Consider the following 22,592-nt stretch of genomic DNA (forward strand, 5'->3'; position numbering starts at 1 on the left):
CTTTAGGAGCTGCCCGACTAGAGAACTTGCTGTTTAGGACGTTTTTGCTTTTGGCGTTCTTTTTCTTGGTGCAGGTTTTTTCTTTTTCGTTTTGTCAAGTGACGCTTGTAAAGCAGACATTAAATCCGTTACATTGGATGGTAATTCTGTTTGTTTTTCAGTTGTCGATACTACATTATTTCCTGCCTTTTTCTCTTCTATTAGCTCCATTAAAGCAGTTCGATATTCGTCTGTGTATTTGTCAGGTTCAAACGTTGTTGTCAACTGGTCAACAAGCATTAGTGCTGTATCGAGCTCTTTTTTTACTACAGACTGTTCCGTTGGAATATTGGGTACATCTGCAGTACTACGAACTTCATCGGGAAAGTGAATTGTTTCCATGATTAATGTTTCATTGTATACTCGTACGATTGCTAGTTGCTTTTTCGAACGAATCATAATTTTAGCTACTCCTATTTTCCCTGACTCATGTAATGCTTCTCTTAACAAAGAATAAGCTTTGCCGCCACCGCTATCAGGAGCCATAAAATAACTACGCTCAAAATATATTGGGTCTATTTCTTCTAATTTGACAAAGTCTATTATCTCTACCGCTTTGTCTTCATTTTCTTTTTTCAGTTTTTCTAACTCTTCTTCATCTAAAATAACAAATTTGTTTTTGGAGTATTCGTATGCTTTCACGATGTCTTCATTTTTGACTTCTTGTTTACAGCCTTCGCAAACTTTAGCGTAACTAATGGGTGTATGACATTCTTTGTGGAGCTGACGTAATTTAATATCCTTATTTTCAGTAGCTGTATGAAGCTTTATCGGAATATTAACTAGACCAAAGCTGATGCTGCCTTTCCAAACTGTATGCATTGCGCTCACCACTTTTTCATTTTCTTCTTACTATGCATTCTTTGCCTTCTTTTTATGTATTAAATAATGATATTTTTACGTAACAAAGATTTGAAAGGAAGATAAAGAAGCTAACAACCTATTTCTTCTAGGTCGTTAGCTTCTTTTACTATTTGAGCATTTTCTGTGCTCTGAAGGCTTTCTTTAAGTAGCACAATGAACCTTTGTTTGATAAGCCGTTTGTCTTGTTTACCAAACGAATAATCCAACAAGCATTGCACTTAACAGCGATACAGCCATTCCGCTTACTAAAAGTTTCCAAACATTTTTGCCGATGATTTTTGAACGCTCTTCACCTAAAGTAGAGCTGTATGTACCATAAATCATGCCGACTGTACTAAAATTGGCGAATGAAGTTAAGAAAGTTACAGCAACCGCGACCGTATGTGGATTTAAGTCTTGGATGTTGTTTTTTAGATCCATCATCGCCACAAATTCATTTGTCGATAGTTTAATCCCCATTAACGATGCAACATACATCGCATCTTGGATGCCTAATCCAAGCAAAACCGCAAATGGGAAGAAGATGACACCGAAAATCTTTTCGATTGTCAAACCATCTATAAAGAAGCCCAGGATTCCATTAAGAGCAGTGGTTAATGCCACATACCCTATTACCATCGCTAAAATTACAATAACCATTTTCATGCCGATAAGCATACTGTTTGAAATAGTAGAAAAGAAATCTTGACGTTCTTCTTTAGGAGGAACATAAACAATATCGTCTTCTTTGCTAACCTCTACAGGATTTAAAATACTCGCTAATAACAGGGCATTTAGACAATTAAGTGGAATAGCTGCAAATACATACTCGGCAGGAACCATCGATAAATACGCCCCTATTATGGAACCACTGACACTACTCATACTCATAATTCCAAATGTCAATAATCGTTGGTCCTTTAAAACGACCAACTGTTGACGGATAACTGCTAGAGCCTCTGTATTGCCGAGGAACATCATCTGGATCGAGAAAAAGCTCTCTAGCTTAGGTAGCCCAGATATTTTAGAAATAACCCATCCTACTTTATCGATGATCCACGTCATAATTCCAAAATAAGACAAAATATCGAAGAAAGTTACAATGAAAACTATAGGCAGTAAAGCACTAAAGAAAAAATCAACAGTGTCGTTCGCCATTACAGATGGAAAGGCGAATGAAATTCCTGCATTTGCGGATGATACTAACCATGTAAAGAAAGATGCAATTTTGTTAATTGTCCATGTCCCAATCGTGGTAGATAACATAAACCATGTAATGAGCAATTCAGCGACGAGCAGGGTAAGTATAGAACGCCATTTAATTTTCTTTTTATCCGGCGAACAAAGGTAGACGATGCCAAGGACAACAAATATACCTAGTATATTTAATAGAAAAAACATTTAATCAACTCCAACTTTATTTTTCCCAAAACAAAAACTCTTATTCATTCATCCCTTCAGTCACCAGACAGAAAGTATGAAAAAATAAGAGTCATAAACAAATACGCAGTAATACTAAACATTATAGAAGCAAATGATTAATTGAATTACCTTACTATTTATCTCTCTTTTTCATGCTTCCTTGTAGTCCGGCATTTATTGTGGCTGCCAGGTAGAGACTATCAGGCCAATTTAACTGATATTATACAAGGGTAAAAATTTATAGATTATATTTTAGGAGAAGGTTCATTATATACTAGCGTTTGATCCGAAACAATGAAATGAATAATGTTGTAATGTTAAAAATTATTGTAAAAGTGAGTAAAGTAAATAATGAGAAGATAGCAATAATTTTCGCTTCATATGTATTAAAAAAGGAATTATTATGAAGACTAAAGAAAAACCTCTAGGAAGTAGGAAATAATTTGTTGCCTATGCTTTTAACCGCTTCAACAGAAGTGCCCATAGGAAATGAGTGGCTATACGAAACTAAATATGATGGATTTCGATGTATTCTAGAATGGGATAAAGAGCCATTACTTAAAAGCAGGAATGGAAAATTACTAAATAATATGTTTCCTGAGATTATTAGCTTCTGTCATGAAATTTATGACAAAATCAAACCTTTTTTACCACTGACAATGGATGGGGAATTAGTATATTTAGTAAATAATTTTCAAAGTGATTTTTCAAAAGTTCAGTTACGAGGAAGAATGAAAAATATAGATACTATTAAAAATAATGCAGAAATATTTACGTGTCATTATGTTGTATTTGACCTGCTCATATATAAAGGTAAAGACCTAACCAAACTTCCATTAACGAAGCGAAAGCAGCAATTGAGTCGATTATTTAACAAAGTAAAGCTTCCTGTTTCTATAAATTATCAGGATACAAATAGGTTGCAGGCAATAAATGTTTATGAAGACAGTCCATTATTGTGGGAGCGGATTGTCACGAATAATGGGGAAGGCTTGATAGCCAAACAAACTAAAAGTACATGGAATAGCGCTGAGCGGACCAATAAGTGGCTAAAAATAAAAAACTGGAGATATATTAGTATTATTTTAACAAAATATGATAAAAGTAATGGCTTTTTTCACGGCGTAGTTTACCAAAATGGCCTTTTAGTAGAAGTAGTTACGTTTCGTCACGGTCTATCCGAAGTCGAGTTAGCTACACTAATCACATTATTTCAAACGAAAGGAACACAACTTTCCAATAATATTTGGGAGTTAGAACCTTCTATTTGCGTAGAAATTGCATGTATAGATTTTGATGGGAAAAAGTTAAGGGAACCAAGATTCCATTTGTTTAAATTGAATACAGACATACAGGATTGTAGTTGGGAACAAATGCAAAAACAATTATACCCTTTACCACCAACAACAAAGATTACTCATCCAGATAAACCTATTTGGCCAAAATCTGGGATACAAAAAGATGATTACCTTATGTATTTACAACGTATAGCACCCTATATGTTGCCTTTATTAAAAGATAGGCTACTAACAGTTATTCGTTTTCCACATGGTGTTCCTGGGGAAAGTTTCTATCAGAAAAATAGTCCAGATTATGTTCCTGATTTTGTTGCGACAAAGAAAATGGACGATATTAACTATATTATGTGCAATGATTTAGAAACATTGCTCTGGTTAGGTAACCAGCTTGCTTTAGAATTTCATATTCCCTTTCAGACGGTACATACAAATAATCCTACTGAGATTGTATTTGACTTGGATCCACCCTCTGTTAAAGAGTTTTCGTTAGCAGTGGAGGCCGCACAACAGATGAAAGTAATATTTGATCAATTTCGCCTTCATTCGTTTGTGAAGACATCAGGTGGAAAAGGCATTCAGCTTTATATTCCTTTAGAAGAGGATAGCTTTACGTATGAGGAGACGGGTATATTCACCAAATTTATATGTGACTTTTTAGTGGAACAACAACCAAAATGGTTCACTACGGAAAGGTTGAAAAAGAATCGTGGCAATAAATTATATTTAGATTATGTTCAACATAAGGAAGGCAAAACAATAGTCGCTCCATTCTCCCCTAGAGGGAATGAGTTAGGGCTTATTGCAACTCCCCTTAAATGGGAGGAGGTAAAAGAGTCCTTAAAGCCTGATACATTTACGATTCCGTCCGTATTAGATCGCATAACTAAGCAAGGAGATTCTTTTAAATACTTTAGAGTAAACAGCGAAAAAGACAACTTTGCGATGGTGTTAAAACAATTAAAAGATCTTATAAAAAAATGATGATTAATTGTGTTGTTAAAACGTATGTTCGCATATAGTGTTAAAAAGGGGGACGAATATGCGTAATGATTTGGTGAAATACTTACATCGTGGATGGGTTTGTGAGTTAATATATTTGTCCAAAGCAGGTGAAATAAGTAAGCGTAAAGTAAAGCTACTTAGAGTTGAAGCCGATATATTCTACGCATATTGTTTTAAGCAGAAAGCGAAAAGAACATTTCGAATCGACCATTTATTAGCACTTTCTCCTTTACTTCAGCAGGAAAGAGGAGCTGTATAATTTTTCTCCTCTTTTAGTAGAATCATTAATTGAAAAAAGTTGGGTTGAAACGTATACTAGTTATAAAGGAAGTGGTTAGATGATACATACAAAATGGGCTACAAAGCCAACTATTAAAACAGTCACATGCACGCAAACAGATGCTAAAAAATTCCTTGTGAGCAATGTACTTACCGTTGGGAAAACTTATGAAGTTAAAAATGAAACAGAAGAATTTATCTTTGTAATTGATAACACTGGAAAAATTGGCGGCTACTACAAAGAATATTTCCAATAAAAAAACCGATGTGAACTCATCGGTTTTTTTTCATAAGGAGACAAGAAAATGAAAAATTTAGTAATGGAAGAAAAACTGAAGAGATTAACCAGAGTGCATTCAGCACAAGATACAGCTCTTATTGGAGCAGGAGGCTATCTATCTCCAGAAGAATATTTGTTAGAAGATGTGCTTATTGCCGTATCTCTAAAAAAACCGGTATTACTGAAAGGGCCTACAGGAGCAGGTAAAACTAAGTTAGCTGAAACAATTTCTGAGTTTTTTTCACAGCCAATTCAAAGTATAAATTGTTCGGTAGATCTAGATGCAGAGGCATTATTAGGTTTTAAAACAATTATAACAAAGGGTGGATTAAGCGAAATTGATTTTGTAGATGGTCCTGTGGTGGAAGCGATGAAGAAAGGGCATATTCTATACATAGATGAGATTAATATGGCCAAATCAGAGACACTTCCTATTTTGCATAGTGTTTTGGATTATAGAAGAATGCTCACAAACCCGTTTACAGGAGAGGTGATAAGAGCACACCCTGATTTCTCGGTTATTTCTGCGATAAATGAAGGGTATATAGGTACAACCCCTATGAATGAAGCATTAAAAAATCGTTTCGTTACCTTTTCAATTCCATATATTTCAGGTGAGCATCTGGAAAAGCTATGGCAGGAGATGTTCCCCACAGCACCGAAAGACTTACATATACTTATGTTGAATTTGGCAAAAGATTTAATGGAACAAGTAGAACAAGGAATGCTCTCAGAAGAAGCAGCCTCCATTAGAAGTTTACTGTATGCTACTGAACTGGCATTATATATGGAACCAATCAGAGCGATTACCTATGCTATTGCTGAAAAGCTTGAAGATGACCAAGAAAAACAGCTTGTGTTAGCATTGGCATCTACTTGGATTAAGTGAGGGAGATAAATGGCTTCAGTTGACCGTTTTATACAGTTCAATAATGAAACGATAGATGCTAGGCAACTCATGCATTACGAAAATGTTGCTAAAGCTTTAACCAAAAATACATTATTAGCGATTAATGAGCGTAAACTGATCGAATTTCAACCAGCGGATCAAATAATTTCCTTAAGTGTGTTTTGGAGACATCGTGAGAAACATGTGATGCATGCAGGTAGAATTTCTGACATTTTCTTGATGGCAGAAGGGTTTTGGAAGTCCTTTGACGTGTTGAAATGGCAGCAGTTTCAGGAGGAAAAACCGACTAACTTAACTAAATTCATGGATCAGTTACTATTTTGTTTGGAAGAATTTCGTATGGTTGAAATGATTCAGAAAAAAAGAATAGGTACGCAAAAAGTATTTACAATTCGTATTCATACTTATTTAGAATTTCACAAACAGCAACTTCGTGTAAATGTTCAAAAAGGTTTTTTAGCGGACGCTTTTATAAGTTATTTATATATTTGTCTGTATGAAGGTACGATGTATGTAACAGGTCCAGATATATTTTCTGTGACAAATAGTATCATCCAAAAAGTATATGAATCTAAAAATACTCAACAATCTATTGATTTGGCCTATCAGCTATATTTTCTTTTAAACGAATATATAAATGAGGATAGCCTGCTACAATATTATGCAATTATATCGTATACACGGGTAGCATCCAAAGACTTTCACTATCATCAAGGGGCTAAAGATTCAGAACGTGGTGAGGAAGGTGAAAAAGATACGATTGAAGAGATATTTAGAACCTGGCACCGAGAAAATGAACAAGAAAATGGTGTGCATCTTCAATATGAACTAGAGCACGGCAGAGATGGGAAAGCACAACAAGCAATAGAAGCGGAGGAAGGACAGGAAGGGCACGAAATTACGATGACCGGTAAAGGTCAATCAAGTGGGAATAGCAAGGAAGGTCAGGTGGATCAGTCCACTAATGACCAATCCAGTGACTTAAAAAAAGCTGGTAAGTCCTTCGGAAAAGAACATACAAATGTGATGTATCAGGAAAAGCGTATTGCGATTACAAGTATTTCCGAAAACCAACATCTCCTATACAAATATCGACAAGACCATGCACCTTATCTAAAAGCATTTGTACAGGAAATGAAAAAACGATTAGAACAAAAGCGAGTAGATAAGCGTACGAACTTAACAAAGGGTAGGTTATCTACAAAGCTAACGGCTCTTTGGACAGATGAAAGACCAAAACCCTTTTATAAAAAAAATGCGCCAAGTATTCAATTAGATGCTGTTTTTGGTTTGTTAGTCGATGGATCAGCTTCCATGCAGGATAAAATGGAGGAAACAAAAAAAGCTGTTTTACTATTTCATGATGTATTAAGAGAACTAAAAATTACCCATGAAATTGTCCTCCATTATGAAGATGCTTATGAAGCGACGGAAACCTCTCAACCAAATGCATTTGAATGGATTCACAAGTTAGAAGATGGGCAAAAAGATAATGGTTTGGACATTCTTTCCATGGAAGCACATGAAGACAATAGAGACGGATTTGCCATCAGATGGATGGGTAAACGATTAGAAAATAGAGCAGAGGCTCATAAGTTTCTACTTGTATTTTCAGATGGAGAGCCTTCTGCATTTGGTTATGCCCAAAATGGTATTATGGATACAGCAGAAGCAGTGTTAGAGCAGGAGCAACTTGGTATCAACGTTTTACATTTGTTTTTGAATGATCGGGAAGCAACAGAAGAACAATTAAACTTGTTTCGTTTAATCTTTGATAAAAAGTCTGCCACTGCGTCTTCATTAGAAAAATTTTCAGAGGAAACACTTCGATTACTTCGGAAGATGCTACATCTGGTTGTGCAAAGTTCTTAAAAGAATCCTTATAATATGTTTATGAACCTTTAAATAGGGAATAAATATACTCGAGGATTTTTTTCGGCAACTTGTTCCTATTTAAAACAAACCTCCGAGCAAAATATAATTTTGAAAGGAGAACTATTACACATGAATTGGTATGAAAAGCTTAATCAATATTTTCCAGTGGATGAAATGAAATCTCGCGTTCATATGGAAACACTTTTGACGGATAAAGAAGATATCTATATAAAAGACGAGGGACCAAAGCATGTATTGATGTACGTGGAGTTTGAAAACTTCATTTTTGTAGACTATCTATTTGTTTCTAAAGAAGCTCGTGGAGAAGGCCTAGGTCGGAAATTATTGAGTCAATTAAAAGAAAAGAATAAGGTCATACTATTAGAGGTAGAACCTGTTAACTATGATGACTCTGATTCTGAGAAGCGTCTAAAATTTTATGCGCGTGAAGAATTCAAACATGCTACTCGCATAGGATACTCACGGCGTTCTCTAGCAACTGGAGAAAATACCATTTTGGAAATTTTATACTGGTCCCCAACAGACCAAGATGAGTATGCCATTTATGAAGCTATGAAATGGACATATGAAAATATCCACACGTATAAAGATGAACATTTTTATGGTGATTCTTATGATGCTTCTCATGAGGTATTAGTATTTAATGATGAGGATAAGAAAAATATGCTGAAGCCTTACTAAAGGGTCTTGCGACTTAAAAAAGAATTCATTTTAAATCAATTGTGATTTAAAATGAATTCTTTTTGTTGTGGTAATCTATTCTTTACTGCTCCATATAATATTATTAGGAAGAACGGTTTTTAGATTGGTCAGCAATTAGTAGTAGACGTTGTTTTAGTTCTTCTTCCATACGACCAATTTCTATTTCTGCTGCTTTTCGTTTTACACGACCATCAGCTTGAATACGCATCGTTTCTTCGATTGTTTGTAGTAAATTTTCTTGTGTTTTCTTCAATGTATCAATTTCTACAATGCCTCGCTCATTTTCTTTTGCCGTTTCAATACTATTCACTTTTAACATCTCCGAATTTTTCAATAATAAATCATTCGTCGTTTGCGTTACTTGCTTTTGTGCAGCTACTGCTTTTTGCTGACGATTTAAAGTTAAAGCAATAGCAATTTGGTTTTTCCAAAGCGGGATGGATGTCATAATAGATGATTGAATTTTTTCGGCAAGCGTTTGGTTGGTTTGTTGAATCATACGGATTTGTGGTGCACTCTGTATCGTAATTTGACGAGATAACTGTAGATCATACACTCTTTTTTCTAAACGATCTACGAATTGTGCCATATCATTGACTTCTTGATAAGCCATTTGATCGTTGGATAATTCTGCTTTTCGTCGTAACTCCGGAATAGTTACATTTACTATGTCATCCTTTTTTAACTCTGCAGCAGCAATATATACATTTAATGCTTGGAAATACGTTTTGTTTTGATCGTAAAGTTTGTTTAGCATTTGAACATCTTCCACAAGTCCTCTTTTAGAATGTTCTAGCTGAATGCCAATACGATCTACTTGTGTACTAAGCTTCTGATATTTTGTCATTACCTCCTGGACGGAGCGATTGACACGACTAAATAATTTTTTAATACCTGATTTTTTCTCGGTAGACAGTTCTTCGGGATTAATCTCGGATAATTTGCGCATCAAATCACTTAATATATCTCCAACAGGTCCGATATCTTTTTTTTGCACATGATCTAGCATCTGATGAGAAAAACGGGTAAGCTCAGATTGTGCGTTTGCACCGTAGGTTAGAATCGCTTCGTAGTCACCAGCTGGTATTTGGTCAGCTAATTGTCGAGCTTTTTGTTGCTCAGCTTCCGAAAGTCGATCGATCAGTTTAGTCGGGGCTGCTTCTGTTTCTGTAATGGCTTGTGGCTTAGTAGTATCTAGGTTAAAAGGGCTGGATAATAGTTCGTCCATTAATATATCTTCACTTGTATTTGATATCTTTTCGCTCATTTTCGGATTCTCCTTTTAAATATAAAGGTTTTTCTGTTTGTTTAACGGATAATTTAGCGAAATCTAACTCCATTTTAAGTAGCTCTACATCAGAGGCTAAGACACTTTGTAAATCTTCTTCCATTACTGTGTTGATAGATTCTAATGTCTCTCGTGTATCTTGCAAAGCTAATTTCATATCTTTATTCTTCACCGGTTGGGAAACTAATAAAGTATACTTTGATGTTAGTTCTACTGCTGAATCTAAATGTGCATAAAAGAACTTTTCAGCTTGGTAGAACTTTTTAGGGTTAGATCTTACAAGTGAAATAATCCTTTTTGCTAATCGATTCATTTCGAATAATTGTTTAAATGAACTGATTGAACGAACTTTCAGATACAGACTATTTAAAGCTTTTATCTTTTTATTTGCTTCTTTTAATTGTTGTTGGATATGGAAATACTCAGAAAGAGTCATTTGATGTTTTTTCATAATTCTTCTCTGTTGGATTTTCTTTATCGAAAAGTTAGAAACAATATATACTCCTATAGCAAAAACGGAGCTCCATAAAAATCCACTCTCGAGTGGAAAAAAGAAAACAAACCACGAAGTAATCATGATAGGGAAATTTAAGCAATGTCGTATGAAGGTTTGCAGTAGTTCACTCATGATGTTACCTCCTTTTTCCGGTATTAACGGGCAGTATCTCCCTCTTAATGGCTTGGGCTATATAACTGGCATAAGGGGGAGAAAACTGCCTGTAAAAACCCGAATGGTTTGATTTACACTTTTTGTAGGTGAACCGATCCTACGATAGAAGTTTCACTTTTTCTATACTACTATATACGATTCAATCAGCAGAAAGTTTCATTTCCTACAAATATTAAACAATATCTGACTCCATCGAAGTATAACCTTTTAGTTCATCAAATAATTCCATTCGATAAGCATTTGTCTGGGATAAAGGAGATACTCCTTTTTGAATATACTCCAAAAACTCCTCCAACTGTTGAATATTGCCTTCAATATGAATATGAATGAGTTTGTCTTCTGTTTGTTTGCAACTACCTTTCAATCCAAGTGATTGAGCTTTTTGTTTCACTAAAAATCTAAAGCCTACTCCATCCACATCACCATGCATTTGAATATAAGCCCGCTTTTTCATAGCATAGTCTCCTTACTTGTTTATAATAGTGTTATCTATAATTTAACTGAAAAAGTAGGAATATTCAATTTATAAAATTGCTAGGCATTTAAGTAGACATTTTATATAGGAGCAGTAAAATATGAGTTAATAAAAAATGTTAGAGGCGATGTCTATGTTCGAAGTAATTTATATGAAGGCAGACTATGAACCGTGGTGGCTTTTTGAAGGTTGGGAGCAGCATATTGTAGAAAAGCATACTTTTGAAACACAAGCAGATGCCCAATCCTATTTAAATGAGAAACTAGTAGAATTACGAGGGGAATTTCCAAAAGAAAAAGTGAAGGATGAGAAATACTGGGCTTTTTGGTCAGAAAAAGAAGTATGCTTTTGTGAATCATGTGACGATGATTTACAAATATATCATGGTTTAATATGGAATGAAATTACCTAAACTATTTAGAATTATGAAAATACTTATTGACTAAATCGGTACCAATGCTATAATTAATTTACAATTTAAAGTGAAAATCCGTACTAATGATTCACATATCCTATGAAGTGATCGATGTGAAATCGGTACTTCATGGAATATGTGAATTTTTTCACGTATTGATTAATTTTTTGGAGGTAATAGTATGAAACAAGGTACAGTGAAATGGTTTAACGCAGAAAAAGGATTTGGTTTTATCGAAGTAGAGGGTGAAAATGATGTATTCGTTCACTTCTCAGCTATCCAAGGTGATGGTTTCAAATCACTTGAAGAAGGTCAAAAAGTTGAATTTGAAGTAGTCGAAGGGAACCGCGGACCTCAAGCAGCTAACGTTACAAAACTATAGTCCCTTAAGAAGCACACCTTTAGGATGTGCTTCTTTTTATAGTCCTTCTAATTTAATTTAAAAGTGTGTTTAATTAGATTACATTTGGGTATAAAAAATAGAGTTTACTATTTTAGGGGGAACGACTTTGGACAGATTAACACTGGATCTTAACTTAAAACATTATTTAGAAGAAAACAAAGATGATTTTGAACAATATTTATTAAACCAGGCTGTTAATGTTAAAGATAAGATAAATGATATATTAAGAGTTGGAGATATAGATCTAATCAATAACGCTCATACTCTGACACATTATATTATTGATGAAAATACGAAAGATTTGAGTGCTTTTGCAAAGCAGGAAGGTATTGCATGGGCAACGTTTTCTTTGACGCTATCTTTTAAATTAGAATGGATCCAGGCCATTAGAAGAACTTTGTGGATCTTTATTCAAAAGTACAATAAAGACATACAACCGATTTCTATTGATTCGTTCTTTGAGTTAGAAAAGCAAATTAATAATCAAATAGATTATTTTTTAAATGAGTTTTTTATCAACTATTCGACTTATAAAGATGCTTTAATTTCTTCCCAACGTAAAGTGGTTGAAGCCCTTTCAGTTCCTATAATTCCAATTACACCCTCTATTTGTATTTTGCCGTTAATTGGCTCAGTAGATACTTTTAGAACAAGTATTTTAGAAGAAAAAGTACTAACAGAGATTGGCCGTTTACATATACAAACGTTAATAATGGATCTCTCAGGTATATCTGAAATGGAAACAGAAGTAATAGACCATTTACTGAAAATTATCTATGGTACTTCGATGATGGGCTGTGGCACCGTTATTACCGGTTTAAGACCGGATGTTGTGAGACAAATGATTCAATTAGGCGTTAAATTTGATGATGATACTAAAACCTTTGCAACGTTACAACAAGCGTTAAACGAGTATTTAGTCAAGTAAAGGAGAGGGGGATCGGGGGTTAGATCCGAAGCTTCTTTTATTTTTAATGGAGAAAAACAATTGAAATTAACACTACTAGAAGGGCATTTATTATTTTTCCAGCTTCTTATTCTTTAGGAATAGAACATAGAAAAGCCTATAATGTTTCAAATAGTCTTATTTTTGGTATAGTGAAGAGAGAGAGGGGCTATGAACTATGAATGTAGAACTTAAAAAAGAATTACCAACTTACGAGGAGCAACAAGACTTCTATATAAAACTACGATCTAAAATTACTGATTATGTAGAAAGTAAATCGGGTAAAGCAGGAAAGTTTACTCCATATCTTCTATTTGCTCCTGATTTATTTCACTTATTAGTAAAATCGATGTTTGATGACCGCATAGACGCGAAGAGTAAAACACTCGTTGGTAGTGGTATATTGTATTTCATCACGCCAGTAGACATATTACCTGAAGGTTTAATAGGACCAGGTGGTTTTATCGATGATATTATTGTAGCTACTTTTGTAGTAAATATGTTATTGAACAAATTTTCCCCTGAAATGATTGAAGAACATTGGGCTGGAGATGACAAACTACTAAACGTATTGAAGAAGGTTTCGGAAACAAGTGATTCCTTACTTGGAAAATTGCCGACAAGATCTCTGCTTGGTCGTTTTATTAAAACTTCTAAAAAGGGCACTGCAGTTAAAAGTTAATCCACACAGGAAAGTTCCAAATCCCTAATAAAAAAGCATTGCTATATAATATAGCAGTGCTTTTTTGATGTGTTAATGTTCTGAACTAGTCAACCCTATATCATGTATTGTAGGGGGGGATAAGAGAAGACATATCAAGTTAAGAAAAGTATGGTCCCCATAATCTGTACGATTTTCTTTTTATATTAATAAAAAAGAGTACAGGAAAATGACATATTGTCACCATCCTGTACTCTATTATTAGGTATTATAAGTTTTGTGTATCTTTCCACTCTAAGAACTCATCATAAGACAATTGTTTATCTAAGATAGACCCGTCTTCACGGATTTCAATTACGCGATTAGCAATTGTTTGAATGAACTGGTGATCATGCGATGTGAAGATCATTGCGCCTTTGAATAATGTAAGACCATTATTCAATGCTTGAATAGACTCAAGATCCAAGTGATTCGTTGGTTCATCTAGTAACAATACATTCGATTCGGAAAGCATCATTTTAGAAAGCATACAACGTACTTTTTCTCCACCTGAAAGAACAGAAGGTTTTTTCTTCACTTCTTCTCCTGAGAAAAGCATACGGCCTAGGAATCCACGTAGGAATGTTTCACTTTCATCATCAGGTGAATATTGGCGTAACCAATCTACTAATGATGGCTCATTGCCTTCAAAGTATTTAGCGTTATCAAGCGGGAAGTAGGCACGCGTTGTAGTAACACCCCAACGTACGGATCCTTCTTTTGGTTCTTCTTCCTCCGCAAGTATACGTAACAATGCAGATTTCGCTAATTCATCTCCAAGAAGAATAATCTTGTCTTCTTTGTTCAACGTAAAGCTGAAGTTAGAGAAGAGGTTTTTGTCTTCAGTAGAATGACCTAAATTTTGAACTTGTAATACATCATTCCCGATTTCACGTTTCATCGAGAAGTTTACATATGGATATTTACGCGATGATGGTCTGATATCATCTAGTTCTATTTTGTCTAGCATTTTCTTACGAGAAGTTGCTTGTTTCGATTTAGAGGCATTAGCACTAAATCGAGCAATAAATGCTTGTAGCTCTTTAATTTTTTCTTCTTTTTTACTATTTTGATCGGAAGCTAATTTGCCAGCAAGTTGACTTGACTCATACCAGAAATCATAGTTTCCTACATAAACTTGAATTTTACTGAAATCTAAATCCGCAATATGCGTACATACTTTGTTTAAGAAATGACGGTCATGGGATACAACGATAACAGTATTATCGAAGTTAATAAGGAAATCTTCCAACCACTGAATAGCTTTAATATCTAAATGGTTAGTAGGCTCATCCAGTAATAGTACATCTGGTTTACCAAAAAGAGCTTGAGATAAAAGAACTTTTACTTTTTCAGATCCAGTTAAGTCAGCCATTTTCTTTTGGTGCATTTCATCTGGAATACCAAGACCTTGTAAAAGTATTGCTGCTTCAGATTCAGCTTCCCAACCATTTAAGTCCGCAAATTCACCTTCTAGTTCGGCTGCACGCATACCATCTTCATCTGAAAAGTCTTCTTTCATGTAGATAGCATTTTTCTCATTCATTACTTCATATAAACGTTTGTGTCCCATCATAACTGTTTCTAAAACATTGTATTCTTCGTATTCGAAGTGATTTTGTTTTAAAATTGCTAAACGTTCATCTGGATTCATAATGACATTGCCTTCTTGGGCCTCAATTTCACCAGACAAAATTTTGATAAATGTTGACTTACCTGCTCCATTTGCACCAATCAATCCATAACAGTTTCCTGGTGTAAACTTTATATTTACGTCTTCGAATAACTTACGGTCACCAAAACGAAGACTTATGTTACTTACTGCAATCATGCTAGTACCTCCTAAAATTCACAATGAACTTATTATAGCACGAAATAGGAACGAATTCTACAAATCCTTGATTTTATAGGGTTTCAACGTATTTCAGTTAATGCCAACCCCAAAATCAGCCCCATATGCGTTTAAGCTTTGACTGAACAAGGAAACAGATTCTACTTCTATCTTTCAGGAGTTACTTTTAACTTTGGGTAGGGGGGAACTAGAAAGGATAAATGGTCAACCTGATATCCTTAGAATTAAAGCACAAGGGGGATGGGACAGGCAAGGTATTGGACGTAGACTATACTTTTTTCCAAGACACTTCGTTAACAGAGCCGGATTCTGAAGTTTTAGTGACTAAAATAATTCAAGAATCCTTAAGGTCATTAATTTTAGTTCCAGATCAGTATTCTGCTTTTAAAAAATTTGATTTTATTACACATAAAAAGAAAAACTGTATGACCAAAATTGGCCATACAGTTTTTTAGCCTTGTAATGATTTTTTTCGAAGTGGGGCTAAAAATAATGTGACGATCAAAATACAAGTTGCGATGACTACAGCACTAGTGAATAAGCCACCGTAACCGTTTTGTGCCGCTAATGTGGTCAATTGTTGCACACTAGTAGATAACATTTCTTTTAAGGTTGGATCTTGAACTTGATTTAGTAGTTGTGTCATGTCTGTATAAGCAGAAGCACCAGATGACATTTGCGCTGTTAGTTGTTGCAACTCAGCCGCACCTTCTTGACTTAAATTTGCTTTTGCAAGATTACCTTGTAAAATTTCAGGGAAGTCCGTTTTAAATAATGCCGGCATTTCATTGTAGCCGCGAGCAATAAAACCTGCGTATATTGTGGGTGCCAGCGTCATTCCAAGCGTTCTTGTTAATGATAATGTTGCAAGAGCAGTACCTTTATTTGCTTGTAATTTTTCAGTTGCTAACATATTTAATGGCGCGCCCAAAATAATCCCCATACCAAAGCCAGCGATGATTGAAGAGATGATAAATTGCCATTTTACTTCAATCCATAATGGGAATAATAAAAATCCTATTGCTGATATAACACTCGATAAGATGACCGCAAAAATGGGTCCGCGTTTATCTGTAAATACGCCACCTAAACCAGCACCCAAACCAGCTGCAAGAGCTAGTGGTGTCATCCAATAGCCGGAATTTTCAGATGCAATCCCAAGTACTTGCTCTGAAAATGCAGGGATGAAAATCATTCCGGCTAGTAATGCACCTGAAAATGCACCAATCACTAAAGTTAGTAAGTATGGCGGTTGACGTAGCAAGTGGAATGGTAGAATCGGGTCACCACCACGCTTTTCAAGACGATTTTCATGTACTAGTAAACCAATTAAAAGAACAATACCAGCAATGATATAGCCATAAACATTTGGTTGCAATAAGCTTTTTAAAAGGTGAACACCTTCTAAATTTGTCAGTCCATACATAATGCCTAAAATCGCTAAAGATAATAAAATAGTTCCAAATAAATCGAGTTTTCCAGGCTGTACATCTTTCGTTTCATCTAGTTTAATAAAGCCTAAAATAACGAGCACAATGGCAATAGGTACATTCACTAAAAATAGTACATGCCAGCTACCTGTAACGTCTAATAAAATACTGCCGATATTGGGTCCAAGTACGGCCGCAATACCGTTCATCCCACCAAGCATCCCAAGTGCCTTACCTTGTTTTTCGACAGGTAATGTACTTAATATATGTGAGCTACCAATAATGAAAATACCGCCGCCACCCATTGCTTGAATAAAGCGAGCGATTAAATAAAAAGAAAAGTTTGGACTCAAAGCCACGAGTAATGAGCCAATACCAAAAATGGCGATTTCTATAATAAATAATTTTTTGCGTCCATATCGATCAGAAAGTTTTCCAATAATCGGCACACTAATAGCTAAACCAAGTGTGTAAAGCGTGACACCCCATGCTCCCCAGTTTGCATCGACATCGAATGATTGATTAATCGTTGTTAAAGCAGCACTAATAATACCGTTATCAAGTGCGGCCATAAATACACCGATGGAAAAGAGGGAAATAGCCCAGGTTTGTGATGCGTTTTGCTTTTCTGTCATAAAATTCCTCCTTCGATTTAATATATTTTAACAAAACACCGCTCATATCGTAATATTGAATCAAATTTAAAATTATTCCTACGTTCGTATATCCCTAACTTTTGTAAAAGGCATAGCACTGTCTGTCAAGCAGGTTGAATCCGAATACAAGAATAGCTGTTAAACCCTGAAAAATATTGGTCATTATAACAATGTGATTTTTAAGTGTCTTGTATTTAAAGTTATCTATAATTATAAGGTATAAAAGTTAACCTAGTTTATAGTAGGAGATATTGCGAGGTGTGAATTGGATACGCGAGAGTATCGATTGTAGGACATAAGTTAGAAGCACAAGAGGTAGCGGTACGTGAGGCAGGGTGCGAGCGTCTATATGTATAGAAGGTAACAGGTACATCAACCGCGTCACGTACACAACTGACGGCTATGCTCGACCAGGGAAGGGAAGGTAATATGGTAGTAGTGACAAAAATAAACCGCCTAGCACGTAGCATAATCCACCTTAACAAGATAGTAATGGAGTTAACCGACAAGGGCCTGAGTGTCCAGTTTATACGTAATAATAAAACGTTCGATGCGGGCAAGGGGGCAAGTAGTATCAATACGTTATTGTTCAATATGCTCGGATCATTCGCACAGTTTGAGCGTGACATAATCGTGGAACGTACTACGGAAGGACTCGAGAGAGCGAAGGCACATAAATCATAGTTATACTGCAATGGCTCAATTGTTTTTAATTAAACAAATGATAAGAACTGACAAGTGGCGGGTGACTAGCGATAACGACATGACACTAAAATCTGCTTATAAAAAGATGTTTTCAGAGGAAATTCATGAAGGGAAATTACACTACTTTGTAAATACATTTGATAAGAGCTTATCAAGAGAAGATGCATATAAAGAATTTATTTAAACAGGCGATATTTAAGTGAATGGGCAGAATATAATGGGTTTAATGGCTCGTCTGAACACGAAACAGCTGTTGAATTCTTGAAAGAAAGTTTATCTACACCCAAATTTTATGAATCGAGGATTTCTCCAAATGGGACTGCTTACAATGTTCATAAATCCAATAAAATTGAACACCCAATTGCAATGTCTGACAGAGGCAGCCGTTATAGTGATGTAATTACAGATACTTCGAAACTTTCGGACGAGCATTTAGCTAGGCTAATTATCAGTGTAAATGATAATACAGTAAATGCTTTTTTACAGCAGATAAGGCGTAGCCTATCTTTCTTGGAAAGACCTTTAGTTACATCTAGAGGGGACGGAAAATCCTATATATACAGTAATTTCAATCCTAAATATGCACAAATGGCTATCACCATATTGAGAACATACTACAACTTCTGTGAACCTTTCAATTCTAATTCGGTTAAACAAACCCCTGCCCAAAGAATTGGTGTTGCTGATAGGGTATATAACTGGAAAGATATTATTTATAAAAGGTAATTAAAAAATCTATGTTAAAATAAGGGAAAGAACATTGTGAACAAATGTACTTAAACTAACGCGTTTAGCGAAAGAGAGTTTCATGGATATAATAAAAAATCCCTCTTCTACATCTTAGAAAAGGAGGATATGGAGGGACAGAATGAGACGTTCGATAAACTTTTCAATTTTACTGCTATTTGTTATTTTTATATCTGGTTGTACGGATGTTAAAGAACAAAACAAAGAAATAGAAGAAGAGGAACATGGGATAGTGGATGATGACAATACTCCTACTAAAACTACTTACCATTTTTCATATAAAGGGCAGGAATTTAAAATAATAACATTTTTCGATGAAGTGTTGGAATACACAAGAGTAATTAGTGAGAATCCTGAACTTGATAAAAAAGCTATCTATACAGAGTATGTTTTAGAACCGTTTATAGATAAATCCTCCCTGAAAGATATAACATTAGGCGACCCTCTTTCACCATCTTCGGAAATAGAACAGTTAGAAAAAAAGACGAATGAGCTACTTGAAAATCAAGAACAGATTAATAAGTGGATAGAGGAAGCCTTATTAAAATCCGCAGAACTGTTACCAGGTGAGGATACAAATGTTTATATTTTTCCAGTTAATCCTGAAGAATGGCATGTCATTAATACTGGTGGAGGATTGAGTGGGCTTACTTATTCAGAAAATGATATTTTACTTAAGTTTGACCCCTCCGTTTCAGAAGAAATGGTTAAATATGCGGCGGCACACGAATATCATCACACAGTTAATTTTTTGCATGATAGCATACCAATCGAGTATAACATTTTAGATTTAACTGTGACGGAAGGCAAAGCAGATTACTTTACTAGTATTGTATACCCTGAAATAAAAGTAGGAGTCTTTCGGACAGAGCCTCTATCAAATGAAGCCGAGGCTAAGGTGTTAGAAGAATTAAGCGTAAATGGCAAATCTATGGATTTTATTATTTACAATAATTTGATTTACGGTAATTCACGTAAAGATATTCCAAGATGGTCGAATTATAAAATAGGTTATCTAATCACTGAAAGTTTCATTGAAAACAATCCCAATATTTCAATATTGGAATGGACAAAAATTGGTGCAAGGGGAATTATTAAGGATAGTAAATACAGTGATTTGCTCCCATAGTGTTTTATTTAAAAAATTGTTGAAAATAGATACAAGGCATAGCTTAGTTCAATGAACTGGGCTATTTATTTTTTTATACAAAAAGCACCGCAATTGCGGTGCAATTAAATTTACATTTTTATTTGCATTTTGTTGTGTAAATTCTAGCTTTGCGATAGGTAACGGAACCCGTTAATAATATACCCGTTCTTTTTTATGTCCAAACTGTTATACAATCGGTTCGTCTGTTCCCCATTGTTTTTTCTTTTGCTCAACGTCTAATTCTCCACCTTTTTTCTTCATACTTCGTTTCATTATGACAAACCAAAGCTGTGCTGAGATATAGATGGATGAATACGTCCCTGCCAATAAACCTAAGAACAATGCAAATGAGAAGTTTCGAATTGCCTCTGCACCAAATAGAAGCAGGGCAACAACAACAAATGCAATATTCAGTACAATATTTACTGACCGAGCTAGCGTTTGACGTAGTGATTTATTTACAATTTCAGCTAACTCATTTTCATTATCAATTTTCTTTACTCGATTTAAGTTCTCACGTATACGGTCAAACGTTACAATTTTATCGTTTATCGAGTACCCGACAATCGTAAGAACGGCAGCAATAAAGGTTAAGTCCACTTCAAAACGAGTAAAACTGAAAATAGCTACCATGAGAATAATATCGTGTAGAACACCAATGATTGAAGCAACCCCCATTTTCCATTCAAAACGAATTGCTACATAGATAATAATTCCAATTGCTGCGTAAATTAATGCATAAATTGCATTTCTTACAAGCTCTTTACCAATTGTATTTGAAACTGCACTAATATTTGGTTCAATTCCAAACTCAGCCTTCATTTCTTGTTTCAATTTCAAAATTTCATCTTGAGTAAACTCATCTACATAACGAACTGCTGCGATATTGTTCGTATCTCCAGAAAAGACAATATCGTCAGATGGATAGCCTAAATCTTCCATATAACTTAAGACTCGTTCTTCAGTTAGTTGCTCGTTTGTCACAACTTCAACTCGTGTACCACTGGCAAAGTCAATGCCTAAGTTTAATTTAAAAATACTTAGTACAATTACTCCAATTAGGATAAACACAATAGAGAAGGTGAAATATCGTTTGCGTGAATGAACGAAGTCAAATCGATCAAAATTTGTTGTCAGATCAAGTGAACTGACATTTTCTTCAATCGAATGAACTTTTGATTTTCTAACACCAAACCAACTAATTTTGTTATCTAAATATCCACTTCGAACAAGTAATCCAAGTAAAACTCGAGATCCCCAAACTGCAGTTATGAAGCTGACTAAAATACTGATAATCAAAATCGTTGCAAAACCTTTTACAGAACTTGTCCCGAAGTAGAACAATACAACTGCGGCAATTAGTGAAGTTACATTCGCATCAAGAATGGCAGACCATGACGATTTTGTCCCTTCTGCGAATGCTTGTTTAACTGTTTTACCAATTCGAATTTCCTCTCGAATTCTTTCAGCAGTTAAAATATTCGCATCAACTGCCATTGCAATCCCTAAAACGAGACCAGCAATTCCAGGCAAGGTAAGAACCCCGTTAATCCAATCAAATACTAATAAATTTATATACACATAAACAACTAACGTAAGATTTGCTACAATTCCTGGTAAACGATAGTAGATTATTAAGAATAGGAAAATAAGTGCTGCTCCTATAATCCCTGCATAGACCGTCGATGATAATGCATCTTCACCGAATTGTGCCCCTACGGATGTGGAATAAACTTCAGTAAGTTTAACAGGTAAAGCACCAGCATTTAAAATACCCGCTAAGTTTTTTGTTTCTTCAACGGTGAAGGAACCTGAAATTTGAACCTCTGAAGTATTCAAAACGCTACTTACTTGAGGTGCAGATACAAATTTAGGTTTTTCTTTCGCTTGTTCTTCTTTGAAAGAATCAACACCTTCTTCAAAGTCCAACCAAATTACTAGGGCGTTATTTGGAGTTTTAGCGAGAATATCTTGAGTTACTTGTGCAAATTTATTTGCATCCTTTAATTGTAATGATACAATTGGAGCTCCATTTTGATCGAAATTATCATTCGCACCGCCCTCTTTCAAGTCGTTCCCATCAAGCATTAAATTATCATCAGCATCACGGAATGTTAAATTTGCTTCTGTAGATAATAATTCACGTGCAGAGGCCTGATCTTCAACACCGGCTAATTGAACTCGAATTCGATTTCCTTCTTCTACTTCAATAACTGGCTCATTAACACCTAAGACATCAATACGATTTAAAAGTGCATTTGCGGTGTCCGTTACATCTTGTTCGGTTATTTTGGGGCCATCTTTCAGCGGTTCAACTTGATATAAAACTTCAAAACCACCTTGTAAGTCTAAACCTAATTTAATATCTTTTAAGATTCCTTTTGTAGTCGTACTCATCGAAGCACCTAATACTACGATAACAAGAAAAAATGCAACTATATGCCATCTTGTCTTCATATGTAATTCTTCCTCCTCGCTTTAAGA

General features: G+C 35.0%; 20 protein-coding genes, 1 pseudogene and 1 riboswitch. Of the genes and pseudogenes, 13 read left to right on the forward strand and 8 right to left on the reverse strand.

Annotation, left to right across the window (positions count from 1 at the left end; genetic code table 11):
• Positions 1-33: 33 nt before the first annotated feature.
• Entirely contained in the window at positions 34-861 is an 828-nt protein-coding gene (gene ku, locus MKX39_RS08460; protein ID WP_340769111.1) for a non-homologous end joining protein Ku, read from the reverse strand.
• Positions 862-1,089: 228 nt separating this feature from the next.
• A complete protein-coding gene (locus MKX39_RS08465) occupies positions 1,090-2,283 on the reverse strand; it encodes a NupC/NupG family nucleoside CNT transporter (protein ID WP_340762240.1) in 1,194 nt (397 codons plus the stop codon).
• A 164-nt stretch (positions 2,284-2,447) separates the two neighbouring features.
• Positions 2,448-2,552, reverse strand: a riboswitch (purine riboswitch).
• Positions 2,553-2,747: 195 nt separating this feature from the next.
• On the opposite strand from MKX39_RS08465, the gene MKX39_RS08470 reads away from it, so the two are divergent.
• From MKX39_RS08470 to MKX39_RS08495, 6 genes are all read left to right on the forward strand, one after another.
• Positions 2,748-4,583 carry a DNA ligase D gene (locus MKX39_RS08470; protein ID WP_340769113.1) on the forward strand — a complete coding sequence of 612 codons (1,836 nt, stop codon included), beginning with the start codon at positions 2,748-2,750 and terminating at the stop codon, positions 4,581-4,583.
• Between the two features lie 58 nt (positions 4,584-4,641).
• Complete coding sequence (locus MKX39_RS08475) at positions 4,642-4,863, forward strand: transcriptional regulator (protein WP_340769115.1); 222 nt, start codon at positions 4,642-4,644, stop codon at positions 4,861-4,863.
• Positions 4,864-4,942: 79 nt separating this feature from the next.
• On the forward strand, positions 4,943-5,140 hold the full coding sequence (locus MKX39_RS08480) for a DUF6501 family protein (RefSeq protein ID WP_340769117.1): 198 nt from the start codon (positions 4,943-4,945) through the stop codon (positions 5,138-5,140).
• A gap of 48 nt (positions 5,141-5,188) precedes the next feature.
• Positions 5,189-6,052 (forward strand): ATP-binding protein, encoded by an 864-nt coding sequence (locus MKX39_RS08485; RefSeq protein ID WP_093534348.1) that lies wholly within the window; start codon positions 5,189-5,191, stop codon positions 6,050-6,052.
• Between the two features lie 9 nt (positions 6,053-6,061).
• A complete protein-coding gene (locus MKX39_RS08490; RefSeq protein WP_340769119.1) occupies positions 6,062-7,945 on the forward strand; it encodes a vWA domain-containing protein in 1,884 nt (627 codons plus the stop codon).
• 132 nt (positions 7,946-8,077) lie between these two features.
• Complete coding sequence (locus tag MKX39_RS08495) at positions 8,078-8,650, forward strand: GNAT family N-acetyltransferase (protein WP_093534344.1); 573 nt, start codon at positions 8,078-8,080, stop codon at positions 8,648-8,650.
• Between the two features lie 103 nt (positions 8,651-8,753).
• Here MKX39_RS08495 and MKX39_RS08500 read toward each other — a convergent pair whose 3' ends face one another.
• The 3 genes from MKX39_RS08500 to MKX39_RS08510 form a co-directional block, all read right to left on the reverse strand.
• A complete protein-coding gene (locus tag MKX39_RS08500; protein WP_093534342.1) occupies positions 8,754-9,938 on the reverse strand; it encodes a toxic anion resistance protein in 1,185 nt (394 codons plus the stop codon).
• Positions 9,910-10,587 carry a 5-bromo-4-chloroindolyl phosphate hydrolysis family protein gene (locus tag MKX39_RS08505; RefSeq protein WP_340769120.1) on the reverse strand — a complete coding sequence of 226 codons (678 nt, stop codon included), beginning with the start codon at positions 10,585-10,587 and terminating at the stop codon, positions 9,910-9,912. The genes MKX39_RS08500 and MKX39_RS08505 overlap by 29 nt, the downstream gene beginning before the upstream one ends.
• 214 nt (positions 10,588-10,801) lie before the next feature.
• Positions 10,802-11,083: an acylphosphatase gene (locus MKX39_RS08510; RefSeq protein ID WP_093534338.1), complete on the reverse strand. Its 282-nt coding sequence runs from the start codon at positions 11,081-11,083 to the stop codon at positions 10,802-10,804.
• Positions 11,084-11,237: 154 nt separating this feature from the next.
• Between MKX39_RS08510 and MKX39_RS08515 the strand changes: the two genes are divergently transcribed.
• The 4 genes from MKX39_RS08515 (at position 11,238) to MKX39_RS08530 (ending at position 13,550) form a co-directional block, all read left to right on the forward strand.
• On the forward strand, positions 11,238-11,516 hold the full coding sequence (locus MKX39_RS08515; protein ID WP_340769121.1) for a DUF1033 family protein: 279 nt from the start codon (positions 11,238-11,240) through the stop codon (positions 11,514-11,516).
• Between the two features lie 184 nt (positions 11,517-11,700).
• Positions 11,701-11,901, forward strand: coding sequence for a cold-shock protein (locus tag MKX39_RS08520; RefSeq protein WP_093534334.1), 201 nt, complete (start codon positions 11,701-11,703; stop codon positions 11,899-11,901).
• A 127-nt stretch (positions 11,902-12,028) separates the two neighbouring features.
• Positions 12,029-12,850 carry an STAS domain-containing protein gene (locus tag MKX39_RS08525; RefSeq protein WP_340762246.1) on the forward strand — a complete coding sequence of 274 codons (822 nt, stop codon included), beginning with the start codon at positions 12,029-12,031 and terminating at the stop codon, positions 12,848-12,850.
• 196 nt (positions 12,851-13,046) lie between these two features.
• Positions 13,047-13,550: a YkvA family protein gene (locus MKX39_RS08530; RefSeq protein ID WP_340769122.1), complete on the forward strand. Its 504-nt coding sequence runs from the start codon at positions 13,047-13,049 to the stop codon at positions 13,548-13,550.
• A gap of 247 nt (positions 13,551-13,797) precedes the next feature.
• Here MKX39_RS08530 and MKX39_RS08535 read toward each other — a convergent pair whose 3' ends face one another.
• Together MKX39_RS08535 and MKX39_RS08540 are read right to left on the reverse strand one after the other, a co-directional pair.
• The gene (locus tag MKX39_RS08535) at positions 13,798-15,399 is read right to left on the reverse strand and encodes an ABC-F family ATP-binding cassette domain-containing protein (protein ID WP_093534328.1); all 1,602 of its coding nucleotides are present in this window, start codon (positions 15,397-15,399) and stop codon (positions 13,798-13,800) included.
• A gap of 472 nt (positions 15,400-15,871) precedes the next feature.
• Complete coding sequence (locus MKX39_RS08540; RefSeq protein ID WP_340769123.1) at positions 15,872-17,485, reverse strand: MFS transporter; 1,614 nt, start codon at positions 17,483-17,485, stop codon at positions 15,872-15,874.
• Positions 17,486-17,878: 393 nt separating this feature from the next.
• On the opposite strand from MKX39_RS08540, the pseudogene MKX39_RS08545 reads away from it, so the two are divergent.
• From MKX39_RS08545 to MKX39_RS08555, 3 genes and pseudogenes are all read left to right on the forward strand, one after another.
• Positions 17,879-18,190, forward strand: a pseudogene (locus tag MKX39_RS08545) (recombinase family protein); the annotation flags it as partial.
• A 282-nt stretch (positions 18,191-18,472) separates the two neighbouring features.
• Entirely contained in the window at positions 18,473-18,937 is a 465-nt protein-coding gene (locus MKX39_RS08550; protein ID WP_340769126.1) for a hypothetical protein, read from the forward strand.
• Between the two features lie 142 nt (positions 18,938-19,079).
• A complete protein-coding gene (locus MKX39_RS08555) occupies positions 19,080-20,087 on the forward strand; it encodes a DUF2268 domain-containing protein (RefSeq protein ID WP_340769127.1) in 1,008 nt (335 codons plus the stop codon).
• A 207-nt stretch (positions 20,088-20,294) separates the two neighbouring features.
• Here the strand turns inward: MKX39_RS08555 and secDF are convergent, their stop codons facing one another.
• On the reverse strand, positions 20,295-22,565 hold the full coding sequence (gene secDF / locus MKX39_RS08560; RefSeq protein ID WP_340769129.1) for a protein translocase subunit SecDF: 2,271 nt from the start codon (positions 22,563-22,565) through the stop codon (positions 20,295-20,297).
• Positions 22,566-22,592 lie beyond the last annotated feature (27 nt).

Source organism: Psychrobacillus sp. FSL K6-1464 (genome assembly GCF_038003145.1).
GTDB lineage: Bacteria > Bacillota > Bacilli > Bacillales_A > Planococcaceae > Psychrobacillus > Psychrobacillus psychrotolerans.